Source organism: Flavobacterium sp. OHVDL-2026-0007 (assembly GCF_059882335.1).
This window is the reverse complement of the sequence record NZ_CM187612.1, coordinates 2,487,188-2,506,738: the sequence shown is the minus strand read 5'-3', so window position 1 is coordinate 2,506,738 and position 19,551 is coordinate 2,487,188. Positions and strand designations below refer to the sequence as shown.

Annotated in this window: 21 protein-coding genes and 1 riboswitch; of the genes, 6 read left to right on the top strand and 15 right to left on the bottom strand. The window is 36.5% G+C overall.

The features are described from left to right. The first annotated feature begins 123 nt into the window (after positions 1–123). Positions 124–1,596 (top strand): GFO_1087 family putative carboxy terminal peptidase, encoded by a 1,473-nt coding sequence (locus AC51AA_RS09900; protein WP_500701945.1) that lies wholly within the window; start codon positions 124–126, stop codon positions 1,594–1,596. Between the two features lie 59 nt (positions 1,597–1,655). Here the strand turns inward: AC51AA_RS09900 and AC51AA_RS09895 are convergent, their stop codons facing one another. The 7 genes from AC51AA_RS09895 to AC51AA_RS09865 all read right to left on the bottom strand — a co-directional run bounded on the left by AC51AA_RS09895 (position 1,656) and on the right by AC51AA_RS09865 (position 8,882). After that, on the bottom strand, positions 1,656–2,690 hold the full coding sequence (locus AC51AA_RS09895) for a YncE family protein (protein ID WP_500701944.1): 1,035 nt from the start codon (positions 2,688–2,690) through the stop codon (positions 1,656–1,658). Positions 2,691–2,693: 3 nt separating this feature from the next. Beyond that, positions 2,694–4,529, bottom strand: coding sequence for a TonB-dependent receptor plug domain-containing protein (locus AC51AA_RS09890; protein ID WP_500701943.1), 1,836 nt, complete (start codon positions 4,527–4,529; stop codon positions 2,694–2,696). A 27-nt stretch (positions 4,530–4,556) separates the two neighbouring features. Then, positions 4,557–4,789: riboswitch (cobalamin riboswitch) on the bottom strand. A 68-nt stretch (positions 4,790–4,857) separates the two neighbouring features. Then, positions 4,858–5,394 (bottom strand): alpha-ribazole phosphatase, encoded by a 537-nt coding sequence (gene cobC, locus AC51AA_RS09885; protein ID WP_500701942.1) that lies wholly within the window; start codon positions 5,392–5,394, stop codon positions 4,858–4,860. Beyond that, positions 5,379–6,176 carry an adenosylcobinamide-GDP ribazoletransferase gene (locus AC51AA_RS09880; protein WP_500701941.1) on the bottom strand — a complete coding sequence of 266 codons (798 nt, stop codon included), beginning with the start codon at positions 6,174–6,176 and terminating at the stop codon, positions 5,379–5,381. The genes cobC and AC51AA_RS09880 overlap by 16 nt, the downstream gene beginning before the upstream one ends. 43 nt (positions 6,177–6,219) lie before the next feature. After that, the gene (gene cobT / locus AC51AA_RS09875) at positions 6,220–7,899 is read right to left on the bottom strand and encodes a nicotinate-nucleotide--dimethylbenzimidazole phosphoribosyltransferase (RefSeq protein ID WP_500701940.1); all 1,680 of its coding nucleotides are present in this window, start codon (positions 7,897–7,899) and stop codon (positions 6,220–6,222) included. Between the two features lie 28 nt (positions 7,900–7,927). After that, positions 7,928–8,452, bottom strand: coding sequence for a bifunctional adenosylcobinamide kinase/adenosylcobinamide-phosphate guanylyltransferase (gene cobU / locus AC51AA_RS09870; RefSeq protein ID WP_500701939.1), 525 nt, complete (start codon positions 8,450–8,452; stop codon positions 7,928–7,930). Positions 8,453–8,516: 64 nt separating this feature from the next. Further along, the gene (locus AC51AA_RS09865; RefSeq protein WP_500701938.1) at positions 8,517–8,882 is read right to left on the bottom strand and encodes a C1orf53 family protein; all 366 of its coding nucleotides are present in this window, start codon (positions 8,880–8,882) and stop codon (positions 8,517–8,519) included. A gap of 95 nt (positions 8,883–8,977) precedes the next feature. On the opposite strand from AC51AA_RS09865, the gene AC51AA_RS09860 reads away from it, so the two are divergent. Genes AC51AA_RS09860 through AC51AA_RS09850 form a run of 3 tightly spaced genes read left to right on the top strand, consistent with a single transcriptional unit; the run spans position 8,978 to position 11,949 of the window. After that, complete coding sequence (locus tag AC51AA_RS09860) at positions 8,978–10,120, top strand: ABC transporter substrate-binding protein (RefSeq protein ID WP_500701937.1); 1,143 nt, start codon at positions 8,978–8,980, stop codon at positions 10,118–10,120. A 6-nt stretch (positions 10,121–10,126) separates the two neighbouring features. After that, entirely contained in the window at positions 10,127–11,155 is a 1,029-nt protein-coding gene (locus AC51AA_RS09855; RefSeq protein WP_500701936.1) for an iron chelate uptake ABC transporter family permease subunit, read from the top strand. A 17-nt stretch (positions 11,156–11,172) separates the two neighbouring features. Next, positions 11,173–11,949 (top strand): ABC transporter ATP-binding protein, encoded by a 777-nt coding sequence (locus AC51AA_RS09850; protein WP_500701935.1) that lies wholly within the window; start codon positions 11,173–11,175, stop codon positions 11,947–11,949. 20 nt (positions 11,950–11,969) lie between these two features. Here AC51AA_RS09850 and AC51AA_RS09845 read toward each other — a convergent pair whose 3' ends face one another. The 8 genes from AC51AA_RS09845 to AC51AA_RS09810 form a co-directional block, all read right to left on the bottom strand. Continuing rightward, entirely contained in the window at positions 11,970–12,425 is a 456-nt protein-coding gene (locus tag AC51AA_RS09845) for a tRNA (cytidine(34)-2'-O)-methyltransferase (RefSeq protein WP_500701934.1), read from the bottom strand. A 57-nt stretch (positions 12,426–12,482) separates the two neighbouring features. Then, positions 12,483–13,064, bottom strand: a complete 582-nt coding sequence (locus AC51AA_RS09840; RefSeq protein ID WP_500701933.1) for a pseudouridine synthase — start codon at positions 13,062–13,064, stop codon at positions 12,483–12,485. A 78-nt stretch (positions 13,065–13,142) separates the two neighbouring features. Then, on the bottom strand, positions 13,143–13,352 hold the full coding sequence (locus AC51AA_RS09835; RefSeq protein WP_500701932.1) for a hypothetical protein: 210 nt from the start codon (positions 13,350–13,352) through the stop codon (positions 13,143–13,145). Between the two features lie 73 nt (positions 13,353–13,425). Further along, positions 13,426–13,974, bottom strand: a complete 549-nt coding sequence (locus tag AC51AA_RS09830; RefSeq protein ID WP_500701931.1) for a MepB family protein — start codon at positions 13,972–13,974, stop codon at positions 13,426–13,428. Next, positions 13,961–15,475 carry a hypothetical protein gene (locus tag AC51AA_RS09825; protein ID WP_500701930.1) on the bottom strand — a complete coding sequence of 505 codons (1,515 nt, stop codon included), beginning with the start codon at positions 15,473–15,475 and terminating at the stop codon, positions 13,961–13,963. Before AC51AA_RS09825 ends, AC51AA_RS09830 begins: the two co-directional genes overlap by 14 nt. Further along, the gene (locus tag AC51AA_RS09820; RefSeq protein WP_500701929.1) at positions 15,472–16,023 is read right to left on the bottom strand and encodes an RNA polymerase sigma factor; all 552 of its coding nucleotides are present in this window, start codon (positions 16,021–16,023) and stop codon (positions 15,472–15,474) included. The genes AC51AA_RS09825 and AC51AA_RS09820 overlap by 4 nt, the downstream gene beginning before the upstream one ends. 64 nt (positions 16,024–16,087) lie before the next feature. Next, positions 16,088–16,486 carry a hypothetical protein gene (locus AC51AA_RS09815; RefSeq protein WP_500701928.1) on the bottom strand — a complete coding sequence of 133 codons (399 nt, stop codon included), beginning with the start codon at positions 16,484–16,486 and terminating at the stop codon, positions 16,088–16,090. Positions 16,487–16,493: 7 nt separating this feature from the next. Continuing rightward, positions 16,494–17,369, bottom strand: coding sequence for a protease complex subunit PrcB family protein (locus tag AC51AA_RS09810; RefSeq protein ID WP_500701927.1), 876 nt, complete (start codon positions 17,367–17,369; stop codon positions 16,494–16,496). 211 nt (positions 17,370–17,580) lie between these two features. Between AC51AA_RS09810 and AC51AA_RS09805 the strand changes: the two genes are divergently transcribed. Then, the gene (locus AC51AA_RS09805; RefSeq protein ID WP_500701926.1) at positions 17,581–18,954 is read left to right on the top strand and encodes a DNA recombination protein RmuC; all 1,374 of its coding nucleotides are present in this window, start codon (positions 17,581–17,583) and stop codon (positions 18,952–18,954) included. A gap of 46 nt (positions 18,955–19,000) precedes the next feature. Next, positions 19,001–19,549 (top strand): acyl-CoA thioesterase, encoded by a 549-nt coding sequence (locus tag AC51AA_RS09800; protein WP_500701925.1) that lies wholly within the window; start codon positions 19,001–19,003, stop codon positions 19,547–19,549. The last annotated feature ends 2 nt before the right edge of the window (positions 19,550–19,551 follow it).

Sequence of the window (19,551 nt, the reverse complement as noted above, 5' to 3'; positions counted from 1 at the left end):
ACGAGATAGTATTTCATTTGTTACATCAAGTATCCTTTTTTGTAATAAAAAAAAATACGTTAATTTAGTATTGTTAAAACTAAAGATACTATTTTTACGTTAGTACTACATAGATACCCCTATATGAAAACAATATTAAAGAGTGTACTCTTATTATTTTTACTTGCTTTCTCTTTGCAATCTTGTGAGGATCAGGATGATGTTGCTTATCCGGTAAGTTTGCAGGTAAATGATTTTGTCTGGAAGGGATTGAATCAATTTTATTTATGGCAAGCGGATGTACCTAATTTAGCCGATGATCGCTTTAGCAGTCAGGAAGAATTGAATTCTTTTTTAAGAGGTTATTCCACACCAGAAGATTTATTTCAAAACCTATTGAATAAACCGATCAGTAAATTTCCAAAGGGACAAGCCATTGATCGTTTTAGTTGGATAGTGGATGATTATAGTGTATTAGAAGGAGAACTTCAAGGAAGTACTAAAAATGATGGGGTTGATTTTAAATTGAGTTATAAACCTGGAAGCACTACAGAATTGGTGGGTTATGTGCGTTATATTATTCCCAATTCAGATGCGTCAACTAAAGATATTAAAAGAGGAGATCTTTTTACCGGGGTAAACGGTACGCCATTGACGGTATCCAACTATCAAGGGCTTTTGGCAGCAGATAGTTATAGTTTAAACATGGCTGTTTATAATGGGACTTCGATCGAATCTAATGGAAAAACGGTTTCTTTAGTGAAAACAACTTTAGAGGAAAATCCTATTTTAATTAATACGGTAATTTCTACGGGAGGTCATAAAATTGGCTATTTGATGTATAACGGATTTTATGCCAACTATGATACGCAACTAAATGCAGCATTTCTTCAATTGCAAGGGCAAGGGATTACGGATTTAGTATTAGATCTTAGATACAACGGAGGGGGTTCGATACAGTCCTCAACTCGTTTAGCTAGTATGATTACTGGACAGTTCACAGGAGAAATCTTTGCTAAAGAAAAATGGAATGATAAAATCAATGCTTTTTATGAGAGTGAAGATGCAGAAGCATTAAATAATAGGTTTGTAGATAAATTGAACGGTGCTGCGATCAACAGTCTAAAATTGTCTAAAGTATATATTATTACCACTAGCGGTACGGCTTCCGCGAGTGAATTAGTCATCAATGGTTTAGCGCCCTATATCACCGTGGTTCAAATTGGTGAGACTACTGTTGGTAAAAATGTGGGTTCTGTTACTTTATATGATTCTCCTACTTTTGGAAAAAAAGGAAGAAATCCAAATCATAAATATGCGATGCAACCACTAGTTTTGAAAATCGTAAATTCGGCCGGTTTTGGTGAGTATACTGATGGTTTAAAACCAACTTACGAGCAAGCAGAAAAAGTGAGTAATATGGGGGTTTTAGGAGATCAGTTGGAGCCCTTGTTGAGTCTGACTATTTCCAAAATCACAGGTGCCACGGCTAAACAAGTACAGGTAGATAAAGGAGTGGCATTAAAGGCTTTTACAGATTCAAAAGCCATGGGTGGTATCAGAAATCAAATGTATATTGAAGAGGCTCCTGAAGGACTTTTAAAAGCATTAAAATAAGATAAAAAAAGGGGCTTTCAATGAAAGCCCCTTTTTAGGTAAAAATCCAAAAACGTATTCTAGTTGTTATTAGAGTAAAAACCATTTGGTCCTTTGCCAACGGTTAATGTTTTTAGTAATGTTCCAGTTGATGAATATACTGTAACAGTTCCGTCTGCAGTAAAGCCATTAGCATCTGCAGAGTATATTTTACCATCTATTACACCAAAGCCATAGAAAGTAGACCAGCTGCTGTCTTTAACTGAAAGCAAAGCTTTGTCAGAAAAAGTAGTGGCATTTAAATCAATTGCATACACTTCAGTTGCTTGTGTGTAGTAGATTTTGTCTCCATCAATATCCATGTTTATCGCTTTTTTTACAGCCGTTGATCCTATAGAGGTTGCTGTGTCAGTAGTGGTGTTGATTTTAGAAATAGCGCTTTTAGTATCGGTTCCAGATAATACATAAACGAAACCATTTTTTGCTTCAATAGAGTTGATCCCATTTTCAAGTGTGATGGTTTTAGTAACCGTGTTGGTTGCAGGATCGATTACCGTAACGGTACTTCCACTTCCGTAAGCTGCGTTGGCTACATAAAGTTTTCCATTAGCCGTTACAATTTTTTCAGATGTTTTATTTACCGCGATGGTGGCTATGTAAGCATAAGTTTTAGTGTCGTAAACCGTTACGGCCTTAGAAACAGCATTAGTTACATACAATTTGTCATTTAAAACGACACTGTAGCGTGGGTTTTTAAGGTTTTCAGTGATGGTACCAAGGCTTTTTAAAGTGTAACGATTTACTACTTCTACTTCGTTGGAAGCGTTCACAACGATAAATGCTTTGTCATCACTGAAACTCATTGACTGTGCTACATCACCTAGTACAGCTGGTGTGTTTACAACACTGAAAATATCATTTTGAAAAGTAACCAAATCATTTGAAAGATAAGATACAGAAGCGTTAGGTGTTCCAAAATTTCCTTCATTTAAAATAAATACACCATTGTCATAGGCTCCTAATGGAACGTCGTTTTTGCTATCATCATCGTTGCTACAAGAGGTGAACAAAAATGCAGCAGCAATAAGTCCTAAATAAAGATTTTTTAATTTCATGTTTTAATAGTTAAGGTTTAAGTAAAGAGTTAAGTTTCGCCCAGGCATATAACGACTAGGGAGCGCTTCATATTTTTCGTTCCAAAGATTGGCTACTTTTACGCCTACTTTGAAGGTGTTTTTTTTGCTGAAATTATAGTCCACCCCTATATTGGAAACATTGTAGGCATCGAGTATGTCTTTTGGATTATTGTCCGATGTGGTAAAAATTTCTCCCGTAAACATTACCTGATAATAGGTAGACAGTTTTTTGTATTGATGAGATAATGAACCAGTGAGTTTGTGATACGGCACATAGAACAGCTGTTTGTTGGTTTGATCATCCAATGAGACTGTGTAGGCATAAGTTCCACTAAAATCAAAAGTGTGTTTGTGGAATGATTTTTTCCAACCCAAAAGGGCTTCGGCGCCATAAATCGTTACTTTGTCTGTGTTCACAGGAGACCAGTTACCGGAGTTATTAGGTAACCAGCGAATCATGTCTTTGATTTTCATTCCGTAGGCTGTAACGGTAAGTCTAAAATCTTTATAGTTAAATTCGTTTCCGATTTCCCCTTGGAAGGAACTCTCAGGTTTTAAGTTGGGATTTCCGCTTCCTATCCAGTACAAATCGTTAAATGTAGGTACTCTGTAATTGCGCGAGAAATTGAATTTGAGCTGATAGAAATCTGAAAAATTGTATCGAGAGCCAACAGAAAAGAGAACAGGGCTTTTATACACATCTGAAACTTCTTTGCGAGCACTGAGTTCGTAATTCCATTTTGTGGTCAGGTTGTGTTTCCATAGAAGACTTGCGCCACCTACTTGACGATTGCTGCTGCCAATGCCATCGCCAATCCCATCATTTTTAGTGTAATCTAAAATAGTGCTGATTTTCATGGTTGAGGAGATGGTGTAATCAAGATCATACTTTCCGATAAAGCTTTTTACGCCACCAGAAGTAAAGCCCTCAAGATCGATGTCTTCAAAATAATTGTAGTGTTCGGAGATATAAGCCAGTCTTAAATTAGACTCGAACTTGCTAAAGGAACTACTCCAACTTAATAAATTTCTAGTATTATAGTCTTGGTATTTGGTTTTGGTTGCATTGGGTGATGTTAGTGAAAAGTGACGTTCACCATCGTAGATTTCGCTATAAAATTTAAGCGTGTTTTTACTGTTTAATTTATAGCCAATAGCGACATCGAGTGTATTGTTGTGGTATTGTCCATTTTTGTTGCGTGCCTGCTGACCTACAAATTTAAAGTCATTATCGGAGCTGTTTCTAGTAAAGCTAGCGTCAAAACTCCACTTTTTTGTAGCGGCCGTAATACCATAAAGGACGCTTAGGGTATTGAAATCACCATAATAGATCTGAAAATCGTTTTTAAAAGTATTGCTGAATTTCAAATCATTATTCAAATGGATGGTTCCGCCAATGGCTCCGCTTCCGTAAACAACACTTCCGCCGCCGGCTTTTACATCAATGGACGTAAAGCCTCTAGTGGAAATCGTATTAAAATCAGTTTGTCCTAAAAGTTGAGAGTTGATGTTGATCCCATTCCATACCACTACAGTTTGTTGTGAGGTAGTTCCTCTAAAAGAAGGTGATGAAGTCATTCCCAGACCATTTTCTTTAAAATAGATTACGGTATTGTAATTTAAAAGAGAGGTTAGCGAAGACTGGTTTTTGTTCAGGATCGAATCGTTTAAACGTTGTATCGATTGTGTATTGGAGAAATTTTTAAGATTGTTGTCCGAGACTATAACTTCCTTAAGTTTAGTAATAGAATCATTTTGTGCGCCAATAATTTGGCACAACAACAGTAGGCAGAAAGCAAAGCGTTTTTTTAAAGTCATAATTTCTACACTCTTTTTCCCGAGAGCTCGATATTGGTTATAAAGGCAGGTCTCCTGGCTTGCGTTTTGTTGTTTACCTTCCCACTCGACAAGGCGAGCAGTGGTTTTGTAGTTAACAACAAACATTCTTTTCAGAACTAAGCTTACAGTTGCGGGTACAGCTCAAGATTGTGATGATCCCCATTGAAGTGGATAACGGTACTTGATTCCCTTTTAATGCATTTTTTAATAAAAACGCAACCTTAATTTTTTTGCAAAGATAAAGTTAAAATTATGGAATTATCAAATTTGTTCTATCTTTTTGCGAAAATTGTAAACAAAACTACGCTTAGAGGGCTATTCTAAAGACTTGACCAAAGTCTACCTTATTCTGAAAGGCCTCTTTTAGAGGCAATGCTGTATGATGACATAATATACTTCTTATCACACCAGCATGGGTGACCATAATGACGGGTTGGGTCGTTTTTTTGGCCACTAGATCAGCTAAAAAGGATTCGGTTCGCTGATGTAAATCTGTAAAAGATTCTCCATTTGAAGCTCGGATGTGGACAAAATCCTCCATCCAAGGATTGAGTTGCTCAGCTGGAATAATATTCCAATTTTTCATTTCCCAATCACCAAAATGCATTTCCATCAAGCGTTTGTCCTGCTCATAAGAGAGAGTGTTTAGTTGCTGTTGTAAGTGCTTGGCCAAAGTGACACAACGTTTTAAGGGGCTCGAAACGATGTGGGCTTCTGAGGGTAATTGCGAAACGATAGTGTCGAAAACTGCTTCGATAGGCAGGGCCAAGTCGACATCCGACTGTCCGTAACAAATGCCTTTTTCGCAAATGGTTTCGGTATGACGAACTAAATAAATTTCCATATAAAAAGAAGGCTTAGATAATAAATAACTTCGCAAACTTGTTGTGTTGCACCCAAACAATCTCCAGTATAACCATCAATCCATTTTTGAAAATAGCGTGACAGAAAATAACGGGTGATAAAAACGGGAAGTAAAGCCAAAAGGATTTTAGAGTCAAAGTAAGCAAGTCCAAAGAGGGGGACTAATCCAAAGAAATACGAACCCAAAATTTCTTTCCAACTGTGATTTTTGGCAATCGGTTTGCTTTTACTCGTGGCATCATCTCGTGAATATTCATGTGTAAAAATAATAGAAATGGCTGCTAAACGGCTCAAAGCATGAGCAGAAACGAACAAGAGCAGGACCTGAAGCATTGAAATAGCTTCATTGGTTTTGAAAAGAGAAATGGACTGGGAAAGTACGTTGAATTTGAGTAAGAACAATAAAACCAGACCAATTGCACCATAAGCACCAATGGCACTATCTTTCATAATGATCAAAATCTTTTCTTTGGTCCAACCACCGCCAAAACCATCACATACATCAGCAAAACCGTCTTCATGAAAAGCGCCAGTTGTCAGTACAGAAATGATCAGGGCTATAATAACAGCAGTTTCAGTAGAAAGGAATAGTGAGCTGAGATAGAAGGCTATAAAAGAGATGATGCCAACAATCCACCCAATCAATGGGAAATAGCGTGTGGCTTTATTTAAATAATCCGGATGGTGGTCAATGTTTTTGGGACAGGGTATTCTGGTGTAAAACATTAAAGAGGTAAAGAAGATATGGAGTTCTTTTTTCATTTAAGAAGGTATTAAGAAGGTATTTTGTGATAGTAAAGCATTTTTATTTGCGACTAACGCCTGCACTTTCAAAACTAGCCATTTCATTTAAGAAAAGTTCAGCTGATTTTAAAAGAGGAAAAGCCACAGCGCAGCCAGTTCCTTCTCCCAAGCGTAAGTCCAAATGCAATAGGGGTTTTGCTTGTAGGTAATCGAGTAGTTTTTGATGTGCTTTTTCGGCAGAACAATGACAAAAAACAGCATTTTGACTAAGATTCGGATTGATCTTAGAGGCAATTAGGAAAGCGACACTGCAAATAAAACCATCTACTAAAATAAGCATTTTTTGATCAAAAGCCGCTAACATACCGGCGGCCATTTGTATGATTTCGAATCCACCAAAATAGGCTAGTTGTTCCATTAATTCGGCTTTTCCAGCGTAATTCTCAATAGCTTTATGGAGTAAGTCGTGTTTTTGAAGTAATTTTTGATCGGCTACTCCCGTACCTTTTCCAATACAATCACCAAGAGGGATAGCGGTTAAAAGACTCATTAAAACAGAGGCTGTTGAAGTATTTCCGATTCCCATTTCTCCAAAACCAATACAGTTGGAACCCGTTTTAGCGATCTGCTCTACTATGGATTTTCCTTTTTCAAAACACAATTGTAATTCGGTTTCGCTCATGGCTGGAATATGCAAAAAGGATTGAGTTCCTTTGGCAATTTTAGCATTGATGAGTTTGGTGTTGGTAGGGAAATCATAATTGACTCCTGCATCTACTATGGATAATTGGATGTTGTGCTGAGCACAAAAGACATTTATTGCGGCGCCACCCTCTAGGAAGTTGTTCACCATCTGGCGCGTCACATCTTGTGGATAAGCACTAACGCCGTGATTGGCAATGCCATGATCTGCGGCAAAAACCACTATATGGGCTTGGTTTATTTTAGGATTTAAAGTTTCAAAGACTGTTGCAATCTGAAAAGCTAAGGATTCTAAAGTACCTAAAGCACCAATAGGTTTGGTTTTGGAATCTATTTTTTCCTGTAAAAGTTGAGCAAAACCCGTATGGTTCTGTGCTGTTGAGCCACTAGTTATGGTCGGTTCTAGGGTGGTGTTTGTTTTAATTTTTGTGATTTCGGTACAATCCGGGATTGCTGATTTTTGTTTCCAACGCAATTGTTGCAACATAGGCTGATTGTCGTAATTGGTCGCTGGTTTTCCAATACAAAAATAGCCCAAGGGCTCTATGTTGTCCGGTAAATCAATTATTTTTTTAAACTCATAATAATTTAAAATCGAAACCCAACCCATGCCGTAACCTTGCTCGGTAAGGGATAGCCAGATATTCTGTGCCGCACAAACCGAACTGAATTTTACCGCTTCATTACTGCCGACTGTTCCAATGGTAAATTGGTTCAAGACAGAGCGGTCATAGGCGATAATAAGTCCAATTGGGGCTTCTTCAATGGCTTCTAGTTTTAGCGATTGATACTGCTCTTTTTGCTGTGGGTTGTCGGTCAGAGATGCTGCTTTGTTATGGTAATCTAAAAATAAGTTTTTAATAGCGCTTTTGACTTCAGGGGCTTTTATGATATAATATTTTGTAGCATCAGTCAGCCCAACACTAGGTGCCCAATGTCCTGCCTGTAGTGCTTTTTGAATCACTTCATCAGGAACCTGGTCTGTGGTAAAATGTCGGGTATCACGTCGTGATTTTAAAATATCATCTAAATAGCTCATAAGGTCTTAAAGTTACAATTTCTTTAATTTAAAATTTGGAATTTGATCCTTTTATCTTCACGGGTATACCAGAAACCATTAAGACTACTTCATCTGCTTTTGATCCTAGGAACTGATTCATCCAACCTTGTAATTCTGTGAATTTTCGACCAATGTGTGTATCGGCATGTACCCCCATTCCAATTTCATTGGTCACGATAATCAGTGTGGCATCTTTTTGATTGGCCATCTGAAGAAATTCGTTCTTAGCTTGTTCTAAACTTAAGCTTACATCATTTTTAGTGTCTACAAAAAAGTTGGTTAACCAAAGTGTTACACAGTCGATCAAAGCCACTTTTCCAGAAAAATCAATTTCACTTAAGTGTTTTTCTTTTTCAATGTTGGTCCAACGCTCGTCACGATCTTGTTGGTGTCTGTCTATTCTGTTCTGGAAATCGTCATCCCATTTTCTAGCCGTAGCCACATACATGGGGTTAGGGGAAAGTTCCAAGGCTAAGTTCTGGGCATAACCGCTTTTTCCTGATCGTTCGCCTCCAGTAATTAAGTATATCATTTTTTTAAGTATGAATTATAAGTTTTGATGTATTGGTCCTTTGGTGCTTCCGTTAACTATAGCACTATTTATAGGGACAATGTCTGCAGTTGTTTCCACAACAACTTCCTCTTTTTAAATGAAACCAAGCTTTAAAAACATAGTTGCCGTTCTCTATATAATAGTCAATATCTTCTATTAGCTTTTCGGTTTTCGGTAAAGATATGGCTTTATTCTGTAGTGCTTTTTTTGGGGTAAGCGTTTCAATATAAGCGTCAATTTTATCCGAGCAAGCTTCTTTAAAACAAACGGGACAAAGACAATCTGAAGCTGTTGAGAGATTAAAAATAGGTGGAAAATCATTGCACCAACATTTGCTTTCAGCAGAAATATCGCCACAGCCAAACGAAGATTGGCAACTTGAACAGACTTTTGTTTTTGTGGTATTCATGAGGTAAAGATACAATTTGTTTAATTTTGCAAGATTAAAAGTGAACAAAAAAAATAGAAATTGCGTTACCTTTGCGCGGATCGAAAACCTAAACCATGAAACATTTTTTCTCTAAATTAATTTTTATTCTGCCTTTTTTTGTCCTAATTGGATGTAAAAAAAAGGATTCTACTCCAACACTTCAAACTGAGAATACTAAGAATGGTATCGAATATGCTTCGGGGCTTTCCATTGTGAAACATGAAGGATATTCGGTGGTAACTGTTATTGAGCCTTGGCCAGATGCAAATAAAAACTTCACTTATGTTTTAAAAGAAAAAGGCGTAAAAATCCCCGATAGCCTGCAAACGTATACGACCATACAGGTTCCTTTGGAATCGGTGGTGGTGACTTCCACGACAAGTATTCCCTTTTTAGAAATGCTGGATGTCGAAACAAAACTGGTTGGTTTTCCACATACAGATTATATTTCATCAGAAAAAACCAGAGCTTTAATCGATAAAGGGGCGGTTAAAAACGTGGGACAAAATGAGAAATTAAACATTGAGCAATTGATTGAATTGTCACCTGATTTGATCGTTACCTTCGGCGTAGACAATAACAATCCAATGTTGGATAATCTGAAAAAAAGTGGACTAAATGTTTTTATTATGGCTGATTGGATGGAGCAATCTCCATTGGGAAAAGCCGAATGGATTAAGCTCTACGGCGCTTTATTTGGTAAAGAAGAAAAAGCAAAGGAGTTATTTGATAAAATTGTATTGAGTTACAATCAAGCTAAAAAATTAGTAGCGGATAAACCATCGAGTAAAAGTGTTTTATACGGTTCGATGTATCAAGATATTTGGTATGTAGCCAAAGGGAATAGTTGGGTGGCCCAATTCATGAAAGATGCACATGCTCATTATTTATGGGCTGATTTAAAAGGTACAGGAAGTGAAGGCTTGTCCTTTGAGAAAGTATTAGACAAGGCCAAAGGAGCTCAATTTTGGATTGCTTCTGGTTCTTTTAAATCCTTAAAGGAGGTAACCAACACTAACCCTCATTACAGTCAGTTTGATGCTTTTCAATCAAAAAACGTCTATACTTTCGAAGGAAAAACAGGCGCTACAGGAGGAACTATGTATTATGAACTGGCACCGAGTAGACCCGATTTAGTCTTAAAGGATTATATCAAGATTTTTCATCCTGAGGTATTGCCGAGTTATGAATTTACTTTTGCTTCTAAACTAAACTAAGATCAATTGGTAAATCAAAAGCGAAATAGCATACTGTTTGTGGTACTGGCTTTGACTTTAGTGTTCATGTTTTTTTTGAACATTAGCTTGGGATCAGTCACCATTCCGTTTAAGGAGGTGTATACCAGTATAACAGGAGGACAGGCTAGTAAATCTACCTGGGAATACATTATCATTAATTACCGATTACCCAAAGCCATTACAGCAGTTTTGGTGGGAGTAGGATTATCCGTAAGTGGTTTATTGATGCAGACCTTGTTTAGGAATCCACTGGCAGGTCCTGATGTTTTAGGATTAAGTTCGGGCGCTATATTAGCCGTAGCCGTGGTGATATTGGGTGCCGGATTATTGCCGCCATTTTTAAATTCTATTTTATTGTCACCCTACGGACTTGTGCTGGCCTCTACCTTAGGCAGTACTTCGGTTTTATTGTTGGTTTTGTTAGTGGCCCAGCGACTGCGCAATACCATGGCCATTCTAATTGTTGGACTAATGTTTGGAAGTTTCACCAGTGCTATAGTGGGGGTTTTGACTTATTTTAGCTCTGCAGAGCAATTGCAAAAATTTACGTTTTGGTCCTTGGGAAGTTTAGGTAATCTATCTTGGAATTCCATCATAGTTTTGGCTGTTTGTGTAGGTATTGGATTGCTATTAAGTGCCAGTAGTATTAAGCCATTAAATGCCTTGCTTTTAGGAGAGAATTATGCCAAGAGTATGGGGTTGAATTTCAAAAAAGCGCGATTGGTGATCATTTTTGCTACCAGTATACTAGCGGGAAGCATAACTGCTTTTGCAGGACCAATAGCTTTTATTGGTTTGGCAGTGCCTCATATTGCTAAGCTGACTTTTCAGACCAGTAACCATGCGGTATTGTATTGGAGTACTTTCCTTTATGGAGGGATCATCATGTTGTTTTGTGATGTTGCCTCACAATTACCAGGATTGGATACGACCTTACCTATTAATGCTATTACTTCTATAATTGGAGCCCCAGTGGTGGTTTGGCTGTTAATGCGAAAAAGGAATTTCCAGTAATTTAGCACCTTTAGAAAATGAATACTATTTTAAAAACTTCGAATTTAAGTATTGGCTATACCTCCAAGAAAGGAACTGTGCCTATTGCTGAGGGCTTGAATTTAAATTTCAACTCAGGTCAATTAGTAGCTTTAATTGGTGCCAATGGTATAGGGAAATCAACTTTGTTGCGTACCATTACTGGTATTCAGCCAGCCTTAAAGGGAAGTGTTTTGCTCAATGATAAATCAATTGATAGTTATAAAGCTGTAGAACTGGCTCAAAACTTAAGTCTGGTCTTAACCGAAAAATTACCAGTGAGTAATCTCTCTGTTTTTGAGTTAGTGTCCTTAGGGCGACAGCCGTACACCAATTGGATCGGTACGTTGTCTCCATTAGATATCGCCAAAGTGGAGGAAGCCATGCAATTGACTCAAATCGAACATTTGGCCAAAAAAAAGCATTACCAAATTAGCGATGGACAATTGCAGAAAGTATTAATTGCACGAGCATTAGCACAGGATACGCCTCTGATTATATTAGATGAACCTACAACACATCTTGATTTGTTGCATAAGGTTTCGTTATTCAAATTGCTTAAAAAACTCACCCAAGAAACTCAAAAGTGTATATTGTTTTCGACCCATGATATTGATTTGGCCATTCAATTGAGTGATCAAATGATTATTATGACTCCTGATTTAGTGGTGCAAGACCAACCTTGTAATTTAATTTCAAAAGGAAGTTTTGCCACTTTGTTTAAAGATGAGCATATTACCTTTGATGCTGAAAAAGGAAAGTTTGTAATTACCTAAGACTAAAGAAAGCCGAGGGCTTATTTTTTTAACCCAATCTGTCTTTTGGCTTCTCCAAGAACAAAAGCTACAGAATTGGCGATATTGAAGCTTCGAATAAGTCCAGACATTGGAATGGTTAAATGATGCTCAAAAAGCGCTAAAACTTCTGGGCTGAGACCAACACTTTCTTTGCCAAAAACCAACCAGTCGCCATCTTGAAAATCAGTTTCTAAATAGGATTTTTCAGCATGAGAACTCATCAGAAATACACGCGATGGATCTGGAATTTGTTGCATCCATTCTTTTACACTTTGATATTCGGTAACATCCAGATGTACCCAGTAATCCAAACCAGAACGTTTCAGGTTTTTGTCATTGATGACAAAACCAAACGGATGAATTAAATGTAATCTACTTTCAGTACCCACGCATAAGCGTCCAATATTTCCAGTATTATTTGGTATTTCGGGTTCAACAAGAACAACGTTTAGCATTTTTTATTTATTAAAGAGTGAAAAAACAGGAAACAATCAACAGGAGTTATATACGACTCAAATGGACTCATTTTCTACTTTAAAATCGGGTACTTCTATAACATCTCCCGCTTTTAAGTTTTGCAAATATACATTTCCTATACGAACACGAACCAGTCTTAAAGTAGGAAAGCCTACAGCAGCGGTCATTTTTCGAACTTGGCGAAACTTTCCTTCGTTGACTGTTATGGAAGCCCAGGAAGTAGGACCATGGCGCTCGTCTCTAATTTTTTTTGCTCTAGGTCCAAAATCAGGGAGTTCCGTCACGATAAAAGCAGTGCAAGGTCGGGTCATGTATTTTCCACCGTCAAAACCTATTTCAACCCCTTTTTGCAAAGCTGTAATGGCTTCTGGGGTGATCAGACCGTCTACTTGTACATAATATTCTTTGTCTACTTTTTTACTTCTTATTTGTTCACTGACTTTTCCGTCTGTAGTAAGCAATAGTAATCCTTCTGAATCTTCATCTAATCGGCCGATAGCCATTGTTCCAGTTGGGAAGTCATACAGTTCTCCTAAAAGCTTTTTTTTTCTTTTTAATTCATAGATGAATTGGCTTAGGTAACCATAAGGTTTAAAAAGAATGAAATGTTGATGCATGCAGTGTTTTTTGAATGCAAAGATAGTCTTGTTTGAGAAGTTATTAAAGAACAAAATGGTGTCAAAGCCAATTTTAAACTAGCGCCATCTTTTTGCTTTCATTTTCTTGGACCAAAGATAAATAAACCAAATTGCGGTGATGCCAAAGACAATTAGCAGCGGTATGTAATAGTCTTTGAAAAAGTCATGAAAGTAGGTTCCAATGAGGATATAGCCCGAGGCAACACATAGTTTTATGATGATAAATTGTGCATTAGACCAGCTTGTTTTGATTCTGAAGAAATTCATAATAGGCGTTTAAAGTTTTGTTTTTAAAGGCTGTTTATAAATGCGGGTTGTTCTTTTGCGTGCAGTTTTGGGCTTAAGTGTCTTGACTTACTAAATTCTTTACGATACTATAATCAGTGTTGGCTGTGATTTCATAGAAATATGCCAATTGCCATAGTTGTGTTTGTTTCGCCTGTTTACTTGTTGTTTGGTCCCAAGGGGGATACACCCTTAGGGCTCGTTTTCCTTCTTTGCTGCTTGTTGAAAAGATGCCTTTGGCTAATAAAACGGCTTTTGGAAAAATAAATTGTCCAAATAAGCCATTTTTTAAAACACTAATAATAACAAAATCAATGGAATCAGTAACATCAAATGGGGCAATAATGCCTGTTTGAAGGCGTTTGTACACCGTAACGAATTGACCCGTTTTGGTGGGTGTAATTTTGGATTTTCTGTAACAAATCGCTTTTTGGTTCAGGTAAAAACGATAAGCGTTATACTCCCCACTTTCCTTCTCAGGGTAGGGTTGGGTAAGGACAAAGTCACAACAATCATAGACCTGTGCTTTGGCTAGAATCAAATCAGTGGGTAATGCATCTTGGTCAGTCCAAGTGTTTTGGGTAGCCATATTAGAAAGAAACATTCATTCCAAGATTCAATCCCCATTGGAACTGATTGAACGATTGATTATTCAAAGGATTGATATAATAATTCATAGCTGGTTCTACAAAAACATTTGTCTTTTTGTACACACGGTATTGCAAAGTACTGCTTAATACCGAACCGTATACGTACTCGTTCGCATTTAAATTCTCCCCAATGGAACTGCCATTTAAAGAGACGTTATTCGAAATCAACTTACCTACAAAACCTCCTGTATTCAAACTAATACTGGCTTTGTTTTTACTGAAAATAGCATAGGAAACTTCCAGAGGCATTTCAATATAACGCAGACTTTGATCCAAGTTGCCGTTTTCCAAGTTAGAGTTTGTGACCGTATTCGCTTTGAATGCCTGTGTCGCATTTTGAGAAACAAACACATAGTTGCTGTTGGTGGCGATTTGCGGTGCTTTAGTGGTTGCGTTTTGATTGAAATAATCATTAGATGTCATAAAGCCATTGTTCTTAGTGTTGATGTAGGTAACATTGGCAACACTTTGACCTAATTGATTGATCTTTAAACCAGAACTCACCGCCCATTTTTTATTGAGCTTATATTTTGTTTTTAGTCCGTAGGTATTACTCTGCTTAGAATCATTCTGACTTCCAAGGGTTTTATCGTTTTTGTAATTTTCAGAACCAGATAAACCGGCAAAAACTTCAAGAGCCCATTTCTCAGCTGAAGAAGTGGATTTGGTTTCTTTAGCGGAATTGTGTGCTGGAGCTAGAATTCCTTTTTCCAGATTTTCAAGTTCAGCCAACTGTAGGGAATCTTCTTTGCTTAATGCAGTAGTAAACTTGCTATCTGCTTTTTGATCACTAGCATTGTTGTGCTGTGATAATAAACTTTCGTTTGTTAGTTGCTGTGTAGGGTTTGTTTTGGAAGTCAAACTACTGTTAGAATCGTTTTGAGCGATCCCTTTATTAGAACGAAATTTATCTTCAAATAAGGAGTTTGATGCTCCATTTTTTGAAGAGGAATAAAAACCGTTTGTTTGGCCAGTAGCAACTGTTGTTTGTTTTGTAAATTTATTTTTTGATTTTTTTTCAGTAGTTGATCTTGAATCAACTTGAGCAACCACCGTTTCTTGATGTTGTTGTTTAGTGGATAAAATAGGATCAATAACACCAGGTTTTTTTTGAGTACTGATGGGATCAACCGTAGGTTGATTACTGTTGTTTTGTTGGGGTGTACTTGTTTTAGAATCGTTCGATGGTGTACTTTTTGGACCTAGAACAACAGTTCCTGTTTCGGTGGGAACGTTGTTTAGGGGACTGATGGTTGTATCAGTTGTAAAATATAAAACAGAAGGAAGCAACAGGCCTACTAATAAGCATGCCGCAGCTGACCACCAAAGAATAGCTCTTTTTTTCTTTTTTGGCTTGTCCAATCCTTCTTCAATCATGCCCCATAGTTCAGGCGGTGGAACACTTGAAAAGTTTTCCATTGATGAAAAAAGATCTTCTATATTTTGTTTTTTCATGCTGTTTTAAAATTTTTTATGCTCAATATTTTTTTTTGCAAAATGTGCTTGGCCCTGTTTAGATTTGATTTTGATGTCCCTTCTGAAATTTTCAATAATTCGGAGATTTCTTTGTGTTTCATCTTTTCAAAAACAAATAAGTTAAAAACCGTTCGGTATTGATCAGGTAAGTCTCGAATATATTCTAATAACTTTTCTTGTTCTATTGGAATGGTATTTAGTTCTTCTTCTTCGACAAAATCGGTATCAGGATCAAAAACATCTAAAAAGAAGCTTTCTTTCTTTTTCTTATTTAAGGTTTCAATGAGTTTGTTTATGAAAATTCGTTTTAACCAACCTTCAAAGCTGCCCTCGAATTTGTATTGACTTATTTTCTGAAAAACAATGATGAATGCCTCTTGAAAAACATCTTTGGCATCGTCTTCGTTTTTCATATACTTCAAGCAAATACCATATAAAACAGGAGAGAACAACTGATATATTTTCAGTTGTCCCTCTCGTTTATTTTGAATGCATTGTTTTATATATATATCTAAATCGTCTTTCAAAAATGGTTTGTTTTGTTTTTTGGTTTTTTGGTTTTGCAAAAATAGCTTTTATATACTAATAAAGTTACCTTTTGAAAAGGACGCGTGCGCCATCTTCATTATTGGTGACTAGACTTAGGTTTTGATTGTCAACATTTTCAATAACGTAGGTTCTTCCTTCAAAAGTAAGTAAATCATGCTCTTGATGATCAAAAACGCTAATGCCTTTTTCAATGACATAGTTGCTGTTTCTGATTTCTACATTATTTTTATACGTGATCACTTTTCCATTAGGAGTAAAAACTACTTTTTTATTATATCCAATTGATGCTGGAGTAGCCGTATAGGGATTGTTCGTTCCGCCTACCGACTTTTGCCAGATCCAAGTGCTGATTATAGGCCCAGAATGATTCAGCATTAATTCTTGAGAATAGGCTGATGAAATAGGGCTTAAGGCAATGAAAAGGATGAGTAGTTTTTTCATGATCGGGTTATTGCTGAGCATTGATCTTATCTTGGATCTCTTTTTTGAATGCTTTTATTTCAGCGCTTTGATCGTCAGTATCGTGGTTGTCGATGTATATTTTAGTAACCGTAGACCCTTGGCGTAACTCAAAATAAACACCTCCTTGGTCAGCAGAATCTGGTGTACCATAGGTTTTAGTTTGTCCTTTTATAGCTAAAATCTCAGCGGGAACTTTAGTCAAGAAAGTAGTGTATTCGCTTCTTTTTGTTTTTACTGAATAGGCGTATTGACTAAAATCATAACTACCTGCTACTACATTTTGAAATTTAAGAATGTTGAAATCGTTTAATTGATAGAATTTTTGACAGTCAGGACCAACACATTTACTATTGAAACTTCCGATGACAACATTGTCAGGAGTTTCTGTAGTGCGGTTAAAAAGGATTGTTTTACTTGATTTAGGAATCAAAATGAAGTCAGAAGGATAGGTTGCAGTTTGTGATATCTCTTCACCAGGTAATGGTGCTTTTTCGTAATAGTTGATTAAGATTTCACATTTATTCTCCACTATAGAAGTTATTTTTATGGCATAACCACTAGTTGGTTTTAAACCTGCAAAAATACCAACTAATACATTTTGAGTAAAATCAATATTGGGATTACTTGGATTTGGACAGCTATTTTCGTGTTTCGTAAAATAGTTGTTCATATTTTCTTCTGAACCTGCTACAATGGCCAATGGGTTGTTTGGATTGGTTTTAACAGCGTAATTGCATAAAAGAGGGAATCCCGTAAAAGAAAGTTCAGTAACGGCTCCACAATCTACACTTGGTTGGTCATTATTAAGCGAACAGGCACTGAATCCAAAAGCTATAACTAAGCTTAACAGTAATTTTTTCATGATATTATTTTAATAGGTTTATAGTGTGTAGATGTAGTTAGTTTAAAAAGGTTGCGTGAAAGAATAGTTTTTTTTCTTTTTTTTTCTTTTCACTGATTCTGTGATCCTTACTTTTGAAAGTAGCTGTCGAATTAGAAATTATTGATGAGATTTCATTTCTAAAAAATTATACACTAGGTATTATTACGTACTTTTACTTAAAAAAAGAATTATGTTTGAATCAATTCCCCTTTTATTGGCTTTTGTTGTGGCGCTATTTTTAGGTATATACTTAGGGAAAATGTTGTATTCGGCTAAATTTCAATCCGAAAAAGTAAGTTTTGAGGAAAGACTAAAGGCAAGTACAGCACAATTACAGTTGCAAAAAGAACAATTTGAAAATGATAGAAATGTTTTTGAAAAACAGTTTCATTTATCGAACCTTGAAAAAGAAAGTATTCGAACGGAGAAAGATAGTTTAGCGATTCAACTTTCTAAGAAAGAAGTGGATTTTGAAAATTTATGGGAGCGCCACAAAGAGCAAAAGACAGAAATAACCGAATTGCAAGAAAAATTCACCAAAGAGTTTGAGAACTTGGCCAACAAGATTTTAGAAGAAAAGTCGGCAAAGTTTACTGAGCAAAATAGTGAAAACATGAAAAGTATATTGTTGCCTTTACAAGATAAAATTCAGGGTTTTGAACAAAAGGTGGAACAAACACATAAAGAAAGTATCGATTATCATGCTGCTTTGCGTCAGCAAATTGTGGGCTTAAGTGAGATGAATGCGCAAATGAGCAAAGAGACCTTAAACTTGACCAAAGCCTTAAAAGGCGATAGTAAAATGCAAGGGAATTGGGGAGAATTGGTTTTGGAACGCGTTTTAGAAAAATCAGGACTAGAGAAAGGTAGAGAATATGAAGTACAACAAAGTTTTGTCAACAACGATGGAAGTAGGGTTTTGCCTGATGTTGTGATTAACTTGCCTGATGGTAAAAAAATGATAGTAGATTCCAAAGTTTCCTTAACGGCCTACGAAAAATGGATCAATGAGGAATCTGAAATTGAAAAAATAGGTTTTCTCAAGGAGCATGTCAATTCTATTAAAAGACATGTTGAGCAACTAGGGGGTAAGAGTTATCAGGATTTGTATCAGATGGAGAGCCCTGATTTTGTCTTGCTTTTTATTCCTATTGAACCGGCTTTTGCCATAGCATTAAACGAAGATTCGACTTTATATAATAAGGCATTTGATCGAAATATTGTTATCGTAACCCCAACGACTTTGTTAGCAACGTTGCGTACCATTGATAGTATGTGGACCAATCAGAAGCAACAAGAAAATGCTTTTGAGATTGCCAGACAAGCTGGTGCCTTATATGATAAGTTTGAGGGTTTCGTTGGTGATTTACTAAAGATTGGTAACAAAATTAAAGATACCAAAACCGAGTATGAAAGTGCGATGAGTAAGTTGGTAGAGGGTAGAGGTAATTTAGTCTCCAGTGTGGAAAAACTTAAAAAGATGGGGGCTAAGGCTAAAAAATCGCTTCCTGAAAATATTATATCCAGAGCCTCAAATAACGAAGAAAATCAATTGCTTAACTAACTTTTATCTTTTTGAAAGATTTTAAAGACCTTATAAATTATATCATATGACTGTAGATTTTAAACCTGTTGCTTCATCGAAAATAAGTATTTCGGAATTAATGTTGCCATCGCATACTAATTTTAGTGGCAAAATTCATGGAGGCTATGTACTCCAATTGCTGGATCAAATAGCCTTTGCCTGTGCTTCAAAGTTTTCAGGACATTATTGCGTAACGGCTTCCGTGGATACGGTGAATTTTTTAAAACCTATTGAAGTGGGTGAATTGGTTACCATGAAAGCTTCGGTGAATTATGTAGGTAGAAGTTCCATGGTGGTGGGTATACGTGTGGAGGCAGAAAATATTCAGACAGGAGCTATAAAACACTGTAATTCGTCTTATTTTACTATGGTTGCAAAAGATAGTGAAGGGAAAAGTGTAAAGGTTCCAGGTCTTATTTTGTCGAATCTAAATGAGGTACGTCGCTTTAGAAAATGCATCAAGCAAATTGAAGCTAAAAAAGAATTAGAAGAGCACAGTAAGATGTCCAACGTAAATTCTATTGAGGATTTGGTTAGTTTAGAGAAGTACAACGTATTGTTGGAAATCGGATAGAT

Bases quoted from the DNA above. Each gene is read 5' to 3' on its own strand.
- AC51AA_RS09900 (WP_500701945.1), top strand. From the start codon at position 124: ATGAAAACAATATTAAAGAGTGTACTCTTATTATTTTTACTTGCTTTC.
- AC51AA_RS09895 (WP_500701944.1), bottom strand. From the start codon at position 2,690: ATGAAATTAAAAAATCTTTATTTAGGACTTATTGCTGCTGCATTTTTG.
- AC51AA_RS09890 (WP_500701943.1), bottom strand. From the start codon at position 4,529: ATGACTTTAAAAAAACGCTTTGCTTTCTGCCTACTGTTGTTGTGCCAA.
- cobC (WP_500701942.1), bottom strand. From the start codon at position 5,394: ATGGAAATTTATTTAGTTCGTCATACCGAAACCATTTGCGAAAAAGGC.
- AC51AA_RS09880 (WP_500701941.1), bottom strand. From the start codon at position 6,176: ATGAAAAAAGAACTCCATATCTTCTTTACCTCTTTAATGTTTTACACC.
- cobT (WP_500701940.1), bottom strand. From the start codon at position 7,899: ATGAGCTATTTAGATGATATTTTAAAATCACGACGTGATACCCGACAT.
- cobU (WP_500701939.1), bottom strand. From the start codon at position 8,452: ATGATATACTTAATTACTGGAGGCGAACGATCAGGAAAAAGCGGTTAT.
- AC51AA_RS09865 (WP_500701938.1), bottom strand. From the start codon at position 8,882: ATGAATACCACAAAAACAAAAGTCTGTTCAAGTTGCCAATCTTCGTTT.
- AC51AA_RS09860 (WP_500701937.1), top strand. From the start codon at position 8,978: ATGAAACATTTTTTCTCTAAATTAATTTTTATTCTGCCTTTTTTTGTC.
- AC51AA_RS09850 (WP_500701935.1), top strand. From the start codon at position 11,173: ATGAATACTATTTTAAAAACTTCGAATTTAAGTATTGGCTATACCTCC.
- AC51AA_RS09845 (WP_500701934.1), bottom strand. From the start codon at position 12,425: ATGCTAAACGTTGTTCTTGTTGAACCCGAAATACCAAATAATACTGGA.
- AC51AA_RS09840 (WP_500701933.1), bottom strand. From the start codon at position 13,064: ATGCATCAACATTTCATTCTTTTTAAACCTTATGGTTACCTAAGCCAA.
- AC51AA_RS09835 (WP_500701932.1), bottom strand. From the start codon at position 13,352: ATGAATTTCTTCAGAATCAAAACAAGCTGGTCTAATGCACAATTTATC.
- AC51AA_RS09830 (WP_500701931.1), bottom strand. From the start codon at position 13,974: ATGTTTCTTTCTAATATGGCTACCCAAAACACTTGGACTGACCAAGAT.
- AC51AA_RS09825 (WP_500701930.1), bottom strand. From the start codon at position 15,475: ATGAAAAAACAAAATATAGAAGATCTTTTTTCATCAATGGAAAACTTT.
- AC51AA_RS09815 (WP_500701928.1), bottom strand. From the start codon at position 16,486: ATGAAAAAACTACTCATCCTTTTCATTGCCTTAAGCCCTATTTCATCA.
- AC51AA_RS09810 (WP_500701927.1), bottom strand. From the start codon at position 17,369: ATGAAAAAATTACTGTTAAGCTTAGTTATAGCTTTTGGATTCAGTGCC.
- AC51AA_RS09805 (WP_500701926.1), top strand. From the start codon at position 17,581: ATGTTTGAATCAATTCCCCTTTTATTGGCTTTTGTTGTGGCGCTATTT.
- AC51AA_RS09800 (WP_500701925.1), top strand. From the start codon at position 19,001: ATGACTGTAGATTTTAAACCTGTTGCTTCATCGAAAATAAGTATTTCG.